The organism is Qipengyuania flava, assembly GCF_019448255.1.
Classification (GTDB): Bacteria; Pseudomonadota; Alphaproteobacteria; order Sphingomonadales; family Sphingomonadaceae; genus Qipengyuania; species Qipengyuania flava_A.
The window spans coordinates 2,728,472-2,745,621 of sequence record NZ_CP080410.1; the positions used below are offsets into that span (position 1 = coordinate 2,728,472).

The 17,150-nt window shown below is 66.0% G+C and carries 14 protein-coding genes, 1 tRNA gene and 1 pseudogene; 6 read left to right on the forward strand and 10 right to left on the reverse strand.

The genetic code is table 11. From position 1 onward, the window contains the following. The first annotated feature begins 107 nt into the window (after positions 1-107). Positions 108-3,296 carry a CHAT domain-containing protein gene (locus KUV82_RS13545; protein ID WP_219954769.1) on the forward strand — a complete coding sequence of 1,063 codons (3,189 nt, stop codon included), beginning with the start codon at positions 108-110 and terminating at the stop codon, positions 3,294-3,296. 134 nt (positions 3,297-3,430) lie between these two features. On the opposite strand, the gene KUV82_RS13550 is transcribed toward KUV82_RS13545, so the two are convergent. Both KUV82_RS13550 and KUV82_RS13555 read right to left on the reverse strand, forming a co-directional pair. Beyond that, positions 3,431-3,601, reverse strand: a complete 171-nt coding sequence (locus KUV82_RS13550; protein WP_219954770.1) for a hypothetical protein — start codon at positions 3,599-3,601, stop codon at positions 3,431-3,433. A 116-nt stretch (positions 3,602-3,717) separates the two neighbouring features. Further along, positions 3,718-4,269, reverse strand: a complete 552-nt coding sequence (locus KUV82_RS13555) for a DUF6326 family protein (protein WP_219954771.1) — start codon at positions 4,267-4,269, stop codon at positions 3,718-3,720. 83 nt (positions 4,270-4,352) lie between these two features. On the opposite strand from KUV82_RS13555, the pseudogene KUV82_RS14280 reads away from it, so the two are divergent. Together KUV82_RS14280 and KUV82_RS13560 are read left to right on the forward strand one after the other, a co-directional pair. Continuing rightward, positions 4,353-4,496, forward strand: a pseudogene (locus KUV82_RS14280) (LysR family transcriptional regulator); the annotation flags it as partial. A gap of 39 nt (positions 4,497-4,535) precedes the next feature. After that, entirely contained in the window at positions 4,536-5,270 is a 735-nt protein-coding gene (locus KUV82_RS13560) for a LysR substrate-binding domain-containing protein (protein WP_258319902.1), read from the forward strand. Positions 5,271-5,370: 100 nt separating this feature from the next. On the opposite strand, the gene KUV82_RS13565 is transcribed toward KUV82_RS13560, so the two are convergent. Further along, positions 5,371-5,457 (reverse strand) — tRNA-Leu (locus tag KUV82_RS13565). A 174-nt stretch (positions 5,458-5,631) separates the two neighbouring features. Here KUV82_RS13565 and KUV82_RS13570 point away from each other — a divergent pair. After that, on the forward strand, positions 5,632-6,582 hold the full coding sequence (locus tag KUV82_RS13570; RefSeq protein ID WP_219954773.1) for a complex I NDUFA9 subunit family protein: 951 nt from the start codon (positions 5,632-5,634) through the stop codon (positions 6,580-6,582). Between the two features lie 4 nt (positions 6,583-6,586). Here KUV82_RS13570 and KUV82_RS13575 read toward each other — a convergent pair whose 3' ends face one another. Then, positions 6,587-7,483 (reverse strand): dienelactone hydrolase family protein, encoded by an 897-nt coding sequence (locus KUV82_RS13575; protein WP_309148082.1) that lies wholly within the window; start codon positions 7,481-7,483, stop codon positions 6,587-6,589. Between the two features lie 101 nt (positions 7,484-7,584). Between KUV82_RS13575 and KUV82_RS13580 the strand changes: the two genes are divergently transcribed. Next, positions 7,585-9,756: a PQQ-dependent dehydrogenase, methanol/ethanol family gene (locus KUV82_RS13580; protein WP_219954774.1), complete on the forward strand. Its 2,172-nt coding sequence runs from the start codon at positions 7,585-7,587 to the stop codon at positions 9,754-9,756. Here the strand turns inward: KUV82_RS13580 and KUV82_RS13585 are convergent. From KUV82_RS13585 to KUV82_RS13600, 4 genes are all read right to left on the reverse strand, one after another. Continuing rightward, positions 9,753-10,886 (reverse strand): FAD-dependent oxidoreductase, encoded by a 1,134-nt coding sequence (locus tag KUV82_RS13585; protein ID WP_219954775.1) that lies wholly within the window; start codon positions 10,884-10,886, stop codon positions 9,753-9,755. The two genes, KUV82_RS13580 and KUV82_RS13585, sit on opposite strands and share 4 nt — an antisense overlap. Positions 10,887-10,982: 96 nt before the next feature. Next, positions 10,983-11,837 carry a formyltetrahydrofolate deformylase gene (gene purU / locus KUV82_RS13590; protein ID WP_219954776.1) on the reverse strand — a complete coding sequence of 285 codons (855 nt, stop codon included), beginning with the start codon at positions 11,835-11,837 and terminating at the stop codon, positions 10,983-10,985. Between the two features lie 70 nt (positions 11,838-11,907). Further along, positions 11,908-12,255: a hypothetical protein gene (locus tag KUV82_RS13595; protein ID WP_219954777.1), complete on the reverse strand. Its 348-nt coding sequence runs from the start codon at positions 12,253-12,255 to the stop codon at positions 11,908-11,910. Next, positions 12,242-13,258, reverse strand: coding sequence for an NAD(P)H-dependent flavin oxidoreductase (locus KUV82_RS13600; RefSeq protein WP_219954778.1), 1,017 nt, complete (start codon positions 13,256-13,258; stop codon positions 12,242-12,244). The genes KUV82_RS13595 and KUV82_RS13600 overlap by 14 nt, the downstream gene beginning before the upstream one ends. A 101-nt stretch (positions 13,259-13,359) precedes the next feature. Between KUV82_RS13600 and KUV82_RS13605 the strand changes: the two genes are divergently transcribed. After that, positions 13,360-14,700, forward strand: a complete 1,341-nt coding sequence (locus tag KUV82_RS13605) for a hypothetical protein (RefSeq protein WP_219954779.1) — start codon at positions 13,360-13,362, stop codon at positions 14,698-14,700. Here the strand turns inward: KUV82_RS13605 and purT are convergent. Next, positions 14,691-15,848, reverse strand: a complete 1,158-nt coding sequence (gene purT, locus KUV82_RS13610; RefSeq protein WP_219954780.1) for a formate-dependent phosphoribosylglycinamide formyltransferase — start codon at positions 15,846-15,848, stop codon at positions 14,691-14,693. The genes KUV82_RS13605 and purT overlap by 10 nt on opposite strands. Then, positions 15,845-17,125 (reverse strand): aspartate kinase, encoded by a 1,281-nt coding sequence (locus tag KUV82_RS13615; protein ID WP_258319768.1) that lies wholly within the window; start codon positions 17,123-17,125, stop codon positions 15,845-15,847. The genes purT and KUV82_RS13615 overlap by 4 nt, the downstream gene beginning before the upstream one ends. Positions 17,126-17,150 lie beyond the last annotated feature (25 nt).

The following is a 17,150-nucleotide window of genomic DNA, read 5'->3' on the forward strand; positions in this document are numbered from 1 at the left end:
GCTTCCTTTGGCCACCCCTCCCGGTTACACATTGCGTGGGGAGCGACAGCCTTTGGCTTGGGGGGACTGCAATGCCGCGCCATGCACGCCGACATACCGTGCGGAGGATGATTTCCGGTTCGGCGATCTGCCTGTCGATGGGGGCACCGGCCATCTCCGCCATGGCGCAAAACGCGCCGGAGATGCCGACGAACTTCCCTTGCGAGAATTACACGATCGGTTCGTTCTATAGCGGGCCCGAGTTTGGCGAGGTCATCACCGAAGCCTACGGCGCGCTGGTGAAGATCGAAGCCCCGATCCCGGAATGGGAGTGGGAACAAAGGCGCGAACCGGCCTATCTCGCGAAGTCGTCTCGTCCCGAAATACTGTTTCAGTCCGGCGCCCATGCGGCGGCGCTCCTTGCCTATGAAATTCGCGCGGGCCAGCTTTGGACCCGGGGGCATAGGAATGCCGCCATCAGGGACCTGCGCACCGCGGTGCAGCAAGCTGAGGATGCCGGGATGCCGCGTGGTCCCGATTACCAGCGGGTTCGCAACACGCTCACCGAATACGAGGCTGCGCCGACCCGCAGCGACACGGGACGCACACCAGACCAGAGCGAGAAGAAAACCTACTGGACGATATCACCCTGCCAGAACGAGGACTGGTCGCGCTGGATCGAAAGGCAGGAAACAGCGCCCGTCCGCATCACGCCGCTGATCGAGCGAGCCATGGGCTATCACCTCGAAGATACCGACGGCCTGCTCGGGGTTATCCGCGAAGGCCGGACCGCGGAGCTGGAGGCGGATCTCAAGGCCGCAGTTGCTGCCAATCGCGATATGGCGTTCACCGACACCCTGTCAGCCGACCCCTACGCCCTCGTGCTGGCTGACCTCTACCGCGCGACCGACCGCCGCACCGAAGCCATCGGCTTGCTGCTGGACGAGCTGGCGCTGCGTGCCGGCAACCCGGTCGAAGCGGCCGACTTCAATCGCGACTATGGCGAACGCCTGGCGCGCCTCTATGTCGAGGCGGGCGAACTCGAACTGGCCGAACGCTACGCCCGGCTTGCAGAGGCTGGTGCGGTGCCGATCGAAACGGACCGCAGCTCGGCCGGGGTCAACGCCCGCCTCCCGCTTGAATTGACGCGAGGGGATTTTGCAGCCGCCGAAGAGGCTATCTACGACAATTTCGTAGAGGGCTTCGATGCCGGTCCCAACGGTTGGCTGGCGATTGCATCCTTGCAGCGCAGGCAGGGCCATCCGGACCTTGCCGACGCAGTGCTGTCCTGGCTGCGCGACGTTCGATTGGTCGATGAAACCGAGGGCCCCTATCAGCCAGATCTCGCGGCCCGTACACACTATGCCGGCGCGCTGGTCCGCCGCGACCAGCGCCGCAACGCGGAGGCGCTGGCCATCGTCCAGCGCCTTGCAGAAGCGCCTGATGCAGGGGAGCGCGACGCGAATTTTGCAGTCGCGCTGAACCAGCTGCTTGTCGAACTGCTGATCGCAGAGGGCAAGCACGGCGCAGAGCTCGCGGCCGCTACCCGCCAGCTCGATGAGGCGATGCGATCCGACAGAACCCAGGTGAGCATCTTCGACAGCTCGCTGCAGACCGCCGAGTTCGACAGCAGCAGCGAGGGCGAGAGGCAGCTCCTGCTGGCCGGGGCGTACTGGCTCACATCGCAAGGCGGCGACCCGCAGGCCACCTCGGCGGCCTTCGAATGGCTGCAGCGGGCCATGGTCAATCCGGCCAGCGCTTCGATTGCGCAAATGGCGGTTCGCCGGATCGCCGAAGCGCAAGGTGGTGAACTTGCCGGGCTCGTCGAAGAGCGGGAACGGATGGTTGCGGTCCGTGATCTTGCGATCGCAGCTCTCAACGAAGCCCTTGCCGCACCGGCGGACGATCCCGCCGCAAACGCCAGACTGATCAGCGCGCGCCAAGATGCGAGCCGCCGCATTGCGGAGATCGAAGCCCGTCTCCGAGCCGAGATCCCGGCCTATCTCGCCTTGGTCGAACCGACGCCTGTCGGACTTGAGGAAACGCGCCAGCTCCTCGCCCCCAACCAGTCCCTTCTCTTGCTGATGCCGACTGCGGATGGGACGCATGCCTTTGGCATCGGGCTAGGTGGGATCGCCTGGCACCGCTCAAGCTGGTCCGAAACCCAGATCGGCACTGCCGTCGATCGCCTGCGCTGGGATGTCGGGGCGACCACCGAAGCCACGGCCGCGCAGCTTGATCGCTGGGAAAACGAACTGCGGGAAGGAGAGCCCTTCCCGTTCGATCGCGGCACTGCGCATGCGCTGTATGCCGAGCTGGTCGCCCCGGTGGAGCGGGTGCTTCAGCCCGAAGGACAGCTCTTCGTCATTGCCGGCGGAAAGCTCGCGTCCCTGCCATTCTCGATGCTGGTGACTGCGCGGCCTGAAGGTCTCGACAACGATCCTGAAGCCTTGCGCTCGACGCGCTGGCTTGCCGATATCTATGCGCTGGCCCATCTGCCCTCGGTGCAATCGCTCAAGCTGCTCAAGCTTGCCAAAGGCGAAGCCGCCTTGGCGAGCGACCGAACGAGCTTTGCCGGGTTCGGCGATCCGATACTCGAGGGCCAGGCCCAGACACGCGGGTTGCGCGGCGCCTCCTACGTCGGCGCGGGCGAGGTGCTGAGCTGGCGTCCGGGAGCTGGAGAAACCCGTCTGGCGGATGTCGATTCCCTGCGCAAACTGGCCCGGTTGCCCGGAACGGCTCGCGAACTGGAGAACATGCGCCGGACACTGAATGCGGACGAGAATTCCGTCCGGATCGCAAGCGCGGCAACCGAAAGCGCTGTCCGCAGCGCCGATCTTTCCGACACGCGCGTCGTCGCTTTCGCGACGCACGGACTGATGCCGGGCGAGGCGAAAGCCCTCGTGGAGCCCGGACTAGTGTTTACTCCGCCGGCGATCGCGAGCACTGCGGATGACGGCTTCCTGTCGGCATCCGAAGTCGCCGGCCTTCGCCTCCATGCGGATTGGGTGATCCTGTCAGCCTGCAACACGGCCACCGGAGAGAATGGCGCTGGCCTGTCGAGCCTTGCACGCAGTTTCTTCTTCGCCGGTGCGCGCAACCTGCTCGCCTCGCACTGGCCGGTAAACGACGACGTCGCGTCCTTCGTCACCGTCCGCACATTCGAGATACTGCAGGAACGACCGCAATTGTCGCGCGCCGCCGCTTTCCAGCACGCCATCCGCGAAACCCGCCTCGATTCCAGCCATGACACTGCGGAACACAGCTGGGCTCACCCGGCGTTCTGGGCACCCTTCGTCCTGATCGGCGGAGGCTAGTCGATCTGACAAAGCCGAATGCGGGTCGGATAACAGCGGCAGGGGCTCGGGGAGAGACAGTTCCCAAAAAGGGCCAGTTCGAAAACGAACGGCAAAGGACGCCAGTGTCGAGACTGGCGGCTCGACACGTTGCGTCAGGCGTCCGCTTGAAGGGCGAGACTGGCAGCCCAGGGATTGGCGGAAAGCTTTGCGTTTGCCGCTACCGTCCATCCGGAAAACCCCACGATCTCCAGTCGTCCAACGAGACCCGGATAGCCGTCGTCGACCACGATCAGTAGCGAAGTACGAGCTTCGGGGACCGCCATCTCCGGCATCTCCGTCAGCAAGCTCGCAAGAAGGCACGTTATCGCGAGTACAAACGCCGTTCGAGGCGCACCCTGGAAACGCGCACCGGCACGGAAAGGGATCCGCAGCTGCAGTTTCAGCAAGAAGGTGAGGACCCGGTCGAGCGCGCGCAGGGCGAGGAAGATCGGGTGGTCGGGGATAGGATTATACATGGGTTTGCCTCTTGGAGCGGCGATCGCCGCGAACAGTCTCGTGATGGCAGAGAGGATCGGGCGTTCATCCGGCCTGGCGCGCGCGGAACGTCCCAGCGCCAGGCAATCAGGAAGATCGTCGCAAACGCGCCGAGCACGACGAAAGCGAAGAGGTAGTCGTCCGGGTCATCGGGGGGTGCGAAAAATGTCCCGGCGAGCATGAGCGGGGCAGCGAGAAGGTTCCACCTGCGTGCCCAGCGTGGCTGCAGCACAGTCGAGAAAACGACCGAGAGCAGGAGTATCTGGATCGCGACAGCCCCTGCGACAAGCGCTGCATCGGTGACCGGCGCACCATTGAGCGAGCCCGACAGGATTTCCTCGATCGTGCTTGCCACGACCAACTCATGGATGTCGCGGAACAGCGTGTTGAGAATGGCGAAGAGCCAGAGCAGGGAAAGCGTCGGGCCCGGATTGCTAGTTGCTTGGTGATTGAACATGGCGTTCTCCTTGGAGCGCCCTTTCAAGCATTCGCAGATTCGATGGAATTGCCGTTTTTCGATGCTCTGCTATACGAAAATGTATGAATTGGTCCGCGATCGCCTTCGATTGGAACCACGTCCGCGCCTTCCTGGCGACGGTGGAAACCGGTTCCCTTTCAGCAGCCGCTCGAGCGCTCGGGCAGACCCAGCCAACGCTTAGCCGCCAGATCTCCGGCCTCGAGGACTCCCTTGGTGTGACCTTGTTCGAAAGGGGCCCCCGCGTGATGCGGCTGACCGATTCCGGCACACAGCTTCTGCCCCATGTGCGCGCAATGCGTGAAGCGGCGTTGCAGATTTCGAGGATTGCCACCGGTCAGAACCAGGAAGCCGAAGGCACGGTCCGGATCACTTCGAGCGATGCGATGGCTGTGTTTACCCTGCCAGCGCTCGTAGTGGCCTTCCGGCAGCTTCACCCGAAAGTGAGCATTGAGCTCGTGCCCTCCAACGACCGCGCGAACCTCACGCAGCGCGAAGCGGACATTGCCATTCGCCATACGCGCCCCGAGCAGCCAGACCTCGTGGCCAAACGTTTGCCCGACATCGCGGTGTCCCTGTTCGCAGCGCCCCATTACCTGAAGGGATTGCCGCCGCTGAGTACCGTCGAAGATCTCGCCGCTGCGAATTTCATCGGCTATGAGAGCGCCGGTTTGCTGATCCCGCAAATGCAGGCGCTGGGCATCCCGGTCACCCGCGACAACTTCGGAGTAACAACCTCGGCGGGGGCTACCATGTACGAGCTGGCCCGGCAGGGAGCCGGCATAGCGATACTGCCTGCCGCAGTTGCCGAGGGACAATTCGGACTGAAACGCGCCTGGCCCGCGCTCCCCGACATGGCGGTGAGCACCTGGCTTGTGACCCACCGGGAAGTTCGCACGAGCCGCCCGATCCGGCTCGCCTTCGACTTCCTCGCCGCAGAGCTGGGAAAGAATAGATGGTCCGATCTCGTCCCGCAGGCCTAGCGACCCGCGCCCAGGACCGCCTTGTTGCGATAGAGGCACATGATCCTCCCCTGAGGACTTGCCTGCCCCTGTCGGGCTTATCATTCGCTAATCTGGAAAATGGTGCCCAGAAGAGGACTCGAACCTCCACGCCCTTGCGAGCGCCGCCACCTGAAGACGGTGCGTCTACCAATTCCGCCATCTGGGCACACTTGTCGCGAAGCCGGTCATCGAAGCTCGGCCGCGGGTAGGCGGGCGCCACTAGCGAAGGCATGCGAGTCCTGTCAACGCCTTTCGTATCGGTCGGAACGCTTGCGGGTGGCCATGGGTTGAGGCAAGGGGCGCAGCGACGAATCCACCTACAAGGACACAGGCGATTACAATGGCGAAAAGCGGGGCGTTGAACGGCAAGCTGGTGGTGCTGATGGGCGGCAGCGGCTTTATCGGCAATTACGTGGCGCAGGCCCTGCTGGAGCGCGGCGCGCGCGTGCGTATCGCCAGCCGCAATCCGGAGAAAGCCTTCAAGCTGAAGCCGCTTGCCAACCTCGGCCAGATGCAGTTCGCCCGCTGCGATGCGGCGGACCGCCAGTCGGTCGAGCGCTGCATTGCCGGCGCCGATGGCGTGATCAACCTCGTCGGTGCCTTCGACGGCAACCTGCGCCGCGTCATGGGCGAAGCGCCCGGCTGGATGGCCGAAGCCGCCGCCAGGGAAGGCGCGCAGGCCTTTGTCCACGTGAGCGCCATTGCGGCCGAACCCGACGAAGACACCACGATCGAATACGCTGCCGCCAAGAAGCTGGGCGAAGAGCGGGTCCTCGCCGCCTTCCCCAAGGCGACGATCCTGCGCCCGAGCATCCTGTTCGGCAAGGACGACAACTTCCTCAACATGTTCGCCGGCCTGATCGCGACCCTGCCGGTGCTGCCGGTGTTCGGCCCTGATGCGAAGCTGCAGCTCGTCTATGTCGACGATGTCGCGGAAGCGGCGGTGCGCACGCTGGAAGACCCGGGCAAGTTCGGCGGCAAGATCTACGAGCTAGGCGGGCCCGAACAGTTCACGATGATGGAAATCAACGAGGCTATTGCCGCAGCGCAGAACCGCAACCGCGCCTTCCTTCCCATGCCCGACGGGCTGTCGGCCACCTTCGCCGCCCTCCCCGGTACGCCGATGGGCAGCGACCAGTGGAAGCTCTTGAAGCAGGGCAATGTCGTCTCAGGCGAGCACCCCGGCTTCGAGAAGCTGGGTATTGCGCCAAAGCCGCTCGGCCTGTTTCTCGACAAGTGGATGGTGCGCTACCGCAAGCACGGCCGCTTCAGCGAAACGCTAACCAGCTAAACCGCTAGAGCGCGGCCGCGTAGGTCGCCAGCAGCCGCGCCCAGGCGCGTTCGGCTTCGGCCTCGTCATAGGCGGGCGAATCCGGCACGCACCAGCCGTGGTCGGCGGCGTAGACCTCGACCTCGCCCTTGGAGCCGGCTTCGTCCATCGCCGCGCGGAACGCGGTTTTCGCGCTGGGATCCTTCGCGTCGTCGTTCTCCGCCACCGCTATGAGATAGTGCGCATCCTCGCGCAACATGCGGTGCGGGCTGGATTCAGCCTCGCGCACCAGGCCGCCGCCGTGGAAGCTGGCCGCCGCCTTCATGCGCGGGACGGCTGCAACGCTCCACACGGTGAAGGGGCCGCCCATGCAATAGCCCTGCGTCCCGATACCGCGGCTGCGGTCGACTCCGTCCTGCGTGTCGAGCCAGGCGGTCGCGGCGCGCGCATCGGCCTGGATTGCTTCCGCATCGAGCTTGGGCCGCCACTGGCGCGCCTTGTCCCAGCCGCCATTGGCGGCGAAATCGGCAAAGTCCTCGAACTGCTGACCGGCAACGTCGCGGTAATAGGGATTGGCGACGAAGACGGCATAGCCCTCGCCCGCCAGCCGCCGCGCCATCTGGCGCTTGGATTCGCGCAGGCCCGCGATGTCGGGCCAGAACAGGACCAGCGGACTGCGGGTGCCCGCAGGATGCACGAAGAAGCCGTCCATCGTGCCGCCGGGCGCATCGAAGCTCACCATGCGTTCCGTGAGGCCGCCGGTGGCCATCGCCGTATCGGCGCCCGCTTCGATCGGCGCGCAGGCAACCGCGCCGGCCGCCATCGCGCCGCCGCCGAACGCACGCCGGGAAATCTTCGCTTTCGCCCAGCGGGCCAGGTCCTGTTCGTCGCACATGGGGTACTTCTCCTCGTGATCCCTCATCGGCGCACAATGCCCTGCATTCGCGCCGTATGGACAAGATAACGCGCGCGGGGCAGGATAGGTTTCATACAAGCGACGGATCAGTCGCGGGGGAGAGAGAAATGAAGGCAATCGGTTGGGCGGCGCTGGCCGCACTGGGCTTTGCAGGAACACTGGCGGGATGCAGCGGCGGAGCGGACGACGCGCCGGTCGGCGGCATCGACAAGGTCCGGCTGGTGAATGCAGGCGAAGACCCGGCCAACTGGATCACCCACGGCGGCACTTACGCCGAACAGCGCTTTTCCCCGCTCGACCAGGTCAATCGCACCACGGTGAGCGAGCTGGGCCTTGCCTGGTTTGCCGACATGGACACCGCGCGCGGACAGGAAGCAACGCCGCTGGTGATGGACGGCAAGCTCTATGTCACCAGCGCGTGGAGCAAGGTGTTCGCCTTCGACGCCGCAACCGGCGAACCGCTGTGGAGCTACGATCCCGAGGTTCCGGGCGAAACCGGCGTGAAGGTATGCTGCGACGTCGTGAACCGCGGGCTCGCCGCCTGGGGCGATCGCCTGTTCCTCGGCACGCTCGACGGGCGCCTCGTGGCGCTCGACCGAGATACGGGCGAGGTCATCTGGGAAAAGGTCACGGTCGACCAGGACAAGGCCTATTCGATCACCGGCGCGCCGCGCATCGTCGATGGCAAGGTGCTGATCGGCAATGGCGGCGCCGAATTTGGCGTGCGCGGCTACATTGCGGCCTATGACGCCGAGGACGGCGAGGAGCTGTGGCGCTTCTACACCGTGCCGGGCGACGATGGCGACGATGCGCCCGAATACCTCAAGACCGCCGCCGAGACCTGGAGCGGCGATGTCCTTTCCAGCGACAACGGCATTGGCGGCGGCGGGACCGTGTGGGACTCGATGGCCTACGATCCCGAGCTCGACCTGCTCTATTTCGGCGTCGGCAACGGCAGCCCCTGGAACCGCGCCTATCGCAGCCCTGGCGAAGACGGGACGGGTGAAGGCGACAACCTCTACCTCTCCAGCATCGTGGCGATCCGGCCCGACACGGGCGAATATGTCTGGCACTACCAGACCACGCCGGGCGAGACCTGGGACTACACCGCCACGCAGCACATCATCCTTGCTGACATGGAGATCGACGGGCGCGAGCGGCAGGTGCTGATGCAGGCGCCCAAGAACGGTTTCTTCTACGTGCTCGACCGCGCGACGGGCGAGTTCCTGAGCGGCGAACCCTATATCGCGCTCAACTGGGCCACCGGGATCGACGAAAACGGGCGCCCGATCGAGAACCCGGAAACACGCGTCGACAAGACCGGCCAGCCGGCCATGGTGATGCCGGGGCCGCTGGGCGGCCATAACTGGCACCCGATGGCCTACCATCCGGGCGAGAACCTCGTGTACATCCCGGCCTTCGAAGCCGCGATGCTCTACGCGCCGGAAGCCGACTGGAAGCCCGACACCAACCGCGGCTTCAACATCGGCTTCGACATCGGTGCGGGCGATCTGCCTCCCGACATGGGCTTCCGCCGCGAGGTGGAAGGCACGATTTCGGGCAAGCTGGTCGCCTGGGACCCGGTGGCGCAGGAAGCGCGCTGGAGCGTCGAGCACCCCGGTCCGTGGAACGGCGGCGTACTCGCCACGGGCGGCGGCCTTGTCTTCCAGGGCAATTCGGGCAGCGAATTTGCCGCCTACAACAGCGCCAACGGGGAAAAACTCTGGAGCTTCGGCGCGCAGACCGGCGTGGTCGCCCCGCCGATCACTTACACCGTGAACGGCGAGCAGTATGTCGCGGTCCTCGCCGGCTGGGGCGGCGCCTTCGCCATCACCGCCGACGGCACGCTGATCGACCAGATGCACCCGGTGCGCAACATCAGCCGCCTGCTGGTGTTCAAGCTGGGCGGCAATGGCGAGCTTCCGGCCGAGCCGGAACTGGCCGCCGCACCGCTCGACCCGCCGCCGAGCCGCGCCAGCGCTGCCACCATCGAACTCGGCCGCGAGAAGTACGCGCGCTACTGCGCCGTCTGCCACGCGCCGGGCGCGGTGGGTTCGACCGTCCTGCCCGACCTGCGCCGTTCGGGCGCGCTCGACAACCGGCAGGCCTGGCAGGCGATCGTCCACGACGGTGCGCTGAAGGATAATGGCATGGCCAGCTTCTCAGGCTCCATGACTCCGGACGAGATCGAGGCCATCCGCGCCTATGTCATCCAGCGTGCCAACGAGGACAAGGACATGGAGAACGCCCGCGCGGCCAACCGGGTCGCGCGGCGCTAGGCGTAAGCCGGCGGCGCCAGGCGTCGCCGCAGTTGCCACCCATCGAGCGACGCTGGCGTCGCGGCAAACGCGGCGCGCCCGATCGCTCGCTCGGCAGCGCTGCCATAGTGGGCAAGCCGCCCCATCAGGAGCGAATCGCGCATGACCGAACGCAGGCGCGCGAGGCGTAGGCTCTCGAAGGCGGGAAGGATGTCCTCTGGGGGCAGGCGCTGCGCCAGAACGCCCAGCGCCCAGCCATCCTCGATCCCCTGGCAACCGCCCTGCCCCTGGTTCGGCTCCATGGCGTGCGCCGCATCGCCCACGCAGATGATGCGCCCCGCGCCGAGGCGCTTCGGCGCAGGCCGGGCAGACATGGCGACGGGGATGACATGGGATGGATTGGTCGAGCGCACCGTCTCCCCGAGCACACTGGCCCAGCCAGTTGAGCGTTGCGCCACAAACGCATGGTCGATGGCGCCGACTTCTTCCGCGCCGCGGGCGGTGCGCATATAGAACCAGTAGCGCCGCCCTTCCCCTGCATCGAACAGGCCGAAGCGCTCATCGCCATGCCAGACCTCTTCGCCGTGGCCTTCGGGCCAGTCTCCTGCTGCGTGGGAAGCAATGCCGAGCGCCCCGACATAGGATCGAAACTGCGCGCGATTGCCCAGCAGGCGGTCGGCCACGGCCGAGTGGATACCATCGGCCACAACGCAAAGATCGAACGCGCCAACAGCTTGCCCCTGTGCGATCACCTCCACCTTGTCGGCTGCAGGGCGCACGTCCTCTACGGGATGGCCGAGCCGGAGCGCTGCCGGATCGAGCCGCGCTGCGAGGGCTGCCTGAAGAAGGGTGCGCATCGGCAGCCAGCTGTCCATGCCGGCAAGATCAACCGGTCCGAACAGCGCACGCCCGTCCCGCGTCGAAAGGGCGATCGAGCGGATCGGGGCGCTGCCCGCGCGCACCGCATCACCGCATTCGAGCCAGTCGAGCCCTGCCATGGCTCCGCGCCAGATGGACAGCGCGGCGCCCATCGGCCGGATCTCCGGCGCCCGTTCGAACAGGGTGACATCATAGCCTGCCTTGCCGAGGCCGACGGCAGCGCTCAGCCCGGCTATGCCGCCCCCGATCACGGCCGCGTTTCCTGCTGTCATGACTCCCCCCCTTGTTGAGAGGGCTATAGGCCTGCTCGGGCGGCGCGGGGAATGAAAAGGGTCCAACCTGGCTTGCACATGCTGCAAGCCGGTAGATTAACCGCGGAAAACCACTGTCCGCTGGCCGTTGAGGAGCACGCGTTCTTCGAGGTGAAGGCGCACGGCTTCGGCCAGCACGCGGCTTTCGATGTCGCGGCCCTTGCGGACCAGCTCGTCGGGCGTGTCGGCGTGGCTGATGCTTTCCGCGTCCTGGTGGATGATCGGGCCTTCGTCGAGATCGGCTGTGACGTAATGCGCGCTGGCGCCGATCATCTTCACCCCGCGCTCGAACGCCTGGTGATAGGGCTTGGCACCCTTGAAGCCGGGCAGGAAGCTGTGGTGGATGTTGATGCAGCGGCCTGAGAAATAAGCCGCCTGCTCGTCCGAGAGGATCTGCATGTAGCGCGCCAGTACGATGAGTTCGGCGCCGGCTTCCTCGGCAATCACGCGCACCTGCGCTTCCTGGCTTGTCTTGGTCTCGCGCGTGATCGGCAGGTGGTGGAAGGGAATGTCCCCCAGATGCGTGTGCTCGATCGCCTCGCGCGGGTGGTTCGACACGATTGCCACCGGCTCCATCGGCATTTCCCCGATCCGCCAGCGGTAAAGCAGGTCTGCAAGGCAATGGTCGAACTTGCTGACCATGATCAGCACCCGGCGCGGACGGTCGCGGAGGGCGAGCTTCCACTCCATCGCGTATTCGGCCGCAAGCGGAGCGAACTCGGTCCGGATGGTGTCGCGCGACACGTCGCCGGGATCGAATTCGACGCGCATGAAGAAGGCGTCGCTCATGCGGTCGTTGAACTGCTGGGCTTCCAGCACGTTGCCGCCGCGTTCGAAGAGGAAGGAGGTGACACGCGCGGTGATACCGGGGCGATCGGCGCAGGAGAGCGTGAGGACGAGCGGTTCGGACATGGTCAGCCCTTGTCGCGGCTCGGACGCGAAGCGCAAGGGCAAACCGCCTTGGCGGCGCGCAACCCGGCCTTCATGCGTCCAGTTCGAACACGACCGTGCGCATGCCGGCCTCGATCAGCGCGGTCTCGATTATGGCCCGCTCGGCCGTGTTAAGCGCGCCCTCTGCCCCGACCACGCGCGCAATCGGATCGCGCAGCGAGAAGCCGCCTTCGGCAAGGATCTGCCGGATCGCGCGCACGATGGTGTCTTCCAGATAGCGCGGATTGGCGACGAGCGAGGCCTCCGACGAGAAGCCGTAATCCGCCCGCTGGTCGATGAAGCTTTCGGTCGGATGGTGGGTCACCTGGACCCGGTCGCGGTAGATCGCGAAATCGAGGTCCAGGCGGTGGATCACCACGGCAACATCAGCGGCGCGCAAGCGCCTCCTCGCTTTGCGCCATCAGCTTTTCGATGATGGTCGCAACCGGCTCTTCTTCCTTGAGCATGCCGACCGACTGGCCCGCCATCAGGCTGCCGTTCTCGACATCGCCATCGATCACCGCGCGGCGCAGCGCGCCGGCCCAGTAATGCTCGATCTGGAGCTGCGCTTCGGCCATGGCGATTCCCTCGCGGTCGAGCACGCCGGCGACTTCGATCTGCTTGCGGGTGAACTCTTCCGTGCCCTTGTTCTTGAGCGCGCGGACCGGGATCACCGGCAGGCGCGGGTCGACCTGGACGCTGGCGATCGCGTCGCGCGCCGAGGCGCGGAAGAAGGCCTTCTTGAAGGCAGGATGGGCAATGCTCTCCTCGGCGCAGGCAAAGCGCGTGCCGAGCTGGACGCCCGCCGCACCCATTTCGAGGTAGCCCGCGATCGCCTGGCCGCGGCCGATCCCGCCGGCCACGAAGATGAGGTGCTCTTCGGCGAGTTCGGGCAGCATTTCCTGCGCCAGCACGCTGGTCGACACCGGGCCGATATGGCCGCCCGCTTCCATGCCCTCGATCACCAGCGCATCGGCGCCCGAGCGCAGCAGCTTCTTGGCCAGCGCCAGCGTGGGCGCAAAGCAGATCACCTTGGCCGGGTTGGCGCCGCCCTTGATGGCATCCACGCTGCCCTTGGGCGGAATGCCGCCCGCCAGGACCACATGGCCCACACCGGCCTTGTCGCAGACCTCGATCAGGTCGAAGAGCTGCGGGTGCATGGTGATGAGGTTCACCCCGAAAGGCTTGTCGGTGAGCTTCTGCGTCTCCGCGATCTCGGTCTCGAGCAGTTCGGGCGTCATCGCCCCGCAGGCGATCACGCCGAAGCCGCCCGCGTTGGAGATGGCGGACACGAGGTTGCGTTCCGACACCCAGCTCATCGCGCCGCACAGGATGGCGGTTTCGCCGCCGAGGAATTCTGCGCCGCGCTGCATCAGGCGGGCGGTCTTGGGATAAGTGGTCATGGATGGCGCGAATAGGGGCAAGCGCGCGTGGCGGCAAGCAATTGCCTTGCCGGGGAACGCGGGCGCGCTAGTCTCGTGGCGAACCGAATGGGACGGGGCGCATGTTGAAAACGGCTGTGTTGGTGTCCGGGGCGCTCGCAGCGCTCGTCTGGCTGTTGCCGAGCCTCGTGATCATCGGCTTCTTCCTGCTGTTTGTGCCCGGTTTCGTGCTCAGCCTGATGCCGACGGTCTTCGTCTATCTCGCAGCGACCTACCTCATCCGCCTGGTCTTGCCGCTTCCCGAAGGCCCCCTGTCGACTGCCCTTGCTTTCGCCATTGCGCTCGCCATCGGTTGGGCAGTGATGCAGCCCTCACGCGCGCAGGCGATCCGGGAGTTCCAGGCGGCCATCGAACCCGATGTTACCGACGGGAAGCCGGTAGCGCTTTCGGGCGACGTACTATGGTCGAAACCGGCAGCGTTCGGAGGAGAGACAGGTACGCCGACCTGCGACGGACTGTGCGCCGTCCTGCTAAATCTGGGAGACGTTAGCTCCGTCACGGTGGCCGAGGGTGATGAGAGCGCGACCTATCGCCTGATCCGTGCACCTGAGCGCCCCGCTGTGCCCTTCCCGCAGGACATGTCCGAAATCCAGCGCCATATCCCGGAGCCCGGCGATCTTCCTTCGGGCAACGTGAGCATCGACCGGATGCTGTTTCGCGGCATGGCAATCGAGGCGCGCTGGGCGCTGCGCTACGCCAATGGGGACCGGCTCGACGTTTCGAAGGACGCGCCGGAACCCGATTTCACGGTCCGCTGGCAACGGGGCGACGCGCGCGCAGCAACCAGCGTAGCGCGCTACGCCATCCTCGATGGAAACGGCCAGGCGCTCTACCGCGAGAGCCGGGTGACCGCGCATGTGCCAGCCCGCGTTTTTCACTTCGCGTTCCGCGGCGGGTCGGCGGTGGACGGGTTTTCCTCAGCGCATTTCGCCATCGGCCGCGACGCCATGACCGAAGCACCGTCGCTCCCCTCGGGCGCGGATCAGGGGCGCCTCTATGCGCGGATCGACCTGCCGTCGCCAGTGGCCAAGCTGCCCGCACCGCCTCCCGAACCGGGAAGCGCGCAGCGACTTCTCGACCTGCTTGCCGGAGCGCTATCCTTTGCGCCCGGCGAGCAACGCCAGGCAATCGTCGAGGCCGTGCGCAGCTCCTTCATAATCCACGGGCCGGACCTTGCGGAAGCCCGCGCACCGCTCACCGCAGCGCTGGAGCAAAAGAACGGCCCGCTCAGTGGCACCGTTGCCGAGAACGCGCGCTGGATGTTTGCCATGCTGCGGATGGGCGCGCGCGAAGAGGATCTGCCCTTCCCGCCCGGCTATTCGGACCACGCACGCGAGGAGACGCTCACCCTCGCGCTCAAGTGGATCCAGCGCTACGAGGACGCGCTGGCCCCTCAGGAATAGTGCAGGGACACCTTGCGCGCCGCGTCGCGCGCCGCCGCGCGGGCCGTGTCGGTATCGCTCCCCGTTGCCAGCGCCACGCCCATGCGGCGGTAGGGCCGGCTGGTCGGCTTGGAGAATATCCGAATGTCCGCGCCGCCCTCCATCGCTTCGGCGAGGCCCGAATAGGTCACCGTCTCGCTGTCCTGATCGGCCAGGATCACGGCGCTCGCCGCCGGACGCGCGCGGATCGTGTCGGGAACCGGCAGCCCCATCACCGCGCGGGCGTGCAGATCGAATTCAGTGAGGTTCTGGCTGACCAGCGTGACCATGCCGGTATCGTGCGGACGCGGCGAGAGTTCGGAGAAAATCACCTCCTCGCCCTTTACGAAAAACTCGACGCCGAACAGGCCGTATCCGCCAAGGTCGTCGACCACCGTTTTCGCCATGGCCTGTGCCTTGGCGATGGCATCGTCCGACATCGGCGTCGGCTGCCAGCTTTCCTGGTAGTCGCCGCGCTCCTGCCGGTGGCCGATTGGCGGGCAGAAGGTAACGCCGCCCTTGTGACGCACCGTGAGCAGCGTGATCTCATAGTCGAAATCGACGAACTGCTCGACAATCACGCGCTGCCTGTCGCCGCGCATGTTGGCGTGGGCGTAATCCCAGGCGGCCTCCTGCTCCTCTTCCCGGCGGACGGTCGACTGGCCCTTGCCCGAGGAGGACATCACCGGCTTGATGACGCAGGGCAGCCCCGTGTGCTGGGCCGCGGCCTTCACTTCCTCGAGGTTCTTGGCGTAGCGGTATTTCGACGTCACGAGGCCGAGATCGTTCGCGGCAAGGTCGCGGATCGCGTCGCGGTTCATGGTGAGCTGCGCGGCACGTGCGGAAGGAACGACGGTGAAGCCTTCCTCTTCGAGCTCGGCCAGCACCGAGGTGCGGATCGCCTCGATCTCGGGAACGATGTAGTCGGGCTGGTGCTGCTCGGCGACCCGGCGAAGCGCCTCGCCATCGAGCATCGAAAAAACCTCCCGCGCATCGGCCACCTGCATGGCGGGTGCCGCGTCATAGGCGTCGCAGGCAATGACATAGGCACCCAGCCGCTTGGCCGAGATGACGAATTCGCGCCCCAGTTCGCCCGAACCGAGCAGGAGGATTTTTGCGGTGTGGCTCACGCCACCTCATCCGCAGCATCCAGCCCGTAAGCCGTGTGCAGGACGCGCACCGCCAGTTCGGTTTCGTCCTCGTCGATCAGCACGCTGACCTTGATTTCCGAGGTCGTGATCGCCTGGATGTTGATCCCTCGATCGGCCAGCGCCTTGAACATGGTGCTGGCAACGCCCGCGTGGCTCTTCATGCCGACACCGACCACGCTGATTTTGGCGACCTGGCTGTCGGTGATCAGGCGGTTGAAGCCGATGTCGCCGCGCTTGTCTTCGAGCAGCGCCTGCGCGCGGGCGAGGTCGGCCTGCGGCACGGTGAAGGTCACGTCGGTCTCGCCCTTGTCGCGGCCCACGTTCTGGATGATCATGTCGACATTGATGCTGGCCGCCGCCAGCGGTTCGAAGATATGGGCCACGGCGCCGGGCTTGTCGGGCACGCGGGTGAGGATCACCTTCGCCTCGTTCTTGTCGTGCGCGATGCCGGTTACGTGCTGGCGTTCCACTTCGCCCTTCTCCACCAATTCATCCATTTCGTCCTCCGACACGATCATCGTACCGGGGTGTTCGTCGGCGGGGATCGCGTCCTCGCCCACGAAGCTGGAGAGGACCTGCACGCGCACGCCCTCCTTCATGGCCAGGCCCACACTGCGCGTCTGGAGCACCTTGGCCCCGACGCTCGCGAGCTCGAGCATTTCCTCGTAAGTCACCGCCTTCTGCTTCTTCGCCTTGGCAACGATGCGCGGGTCGGTGGTGTAGACGCCGTCGACATCGGTGTAGATGTCGCAGCGGTCAGCCTTGACGGCAGCGGCCACGGCCACGGCCGAAGTGTCCGATCCGCCGCGCCCAAGCGTCGTCACGCGGCCATCGGCGCCACGGCCCTGGAAGCCGGGGATCACGGCAATCTCGCCGCGTTCCATGCTGGCGATCAGCTCGTCTGCGTCGATGCTGTCGATGCGGGCCTTGGCATGGGCTTCGATCGTGTTGACCGGTAGCTGCCAGCCCAGCCAGCTGCGCGCCTTGCAGCCGAGCGATTGCAGCGTGAGCGCGAGCAGCCCGCTCGTCACCTGTTCGCCGCTGGCGACCACGACGTCGTATTCGGCCGGGTCGTACATGGCGTTGGCTTCGCGGCAGAAGTTCACCAGGCGGTCGGTCTCGCCCGCCATCGCGCTGACGACGACGGCGACCTCGTGCCCGCGCGCCTGCTGTTTGCGCACGATGTTGGCGACGCGCCGGATGCGCTCGGTCCCCGCCATGGAGGTGCCGCCGAATTTCATCACGATACGTGCCAAGGAGGTAAGTCTCCGTGCTGGAATG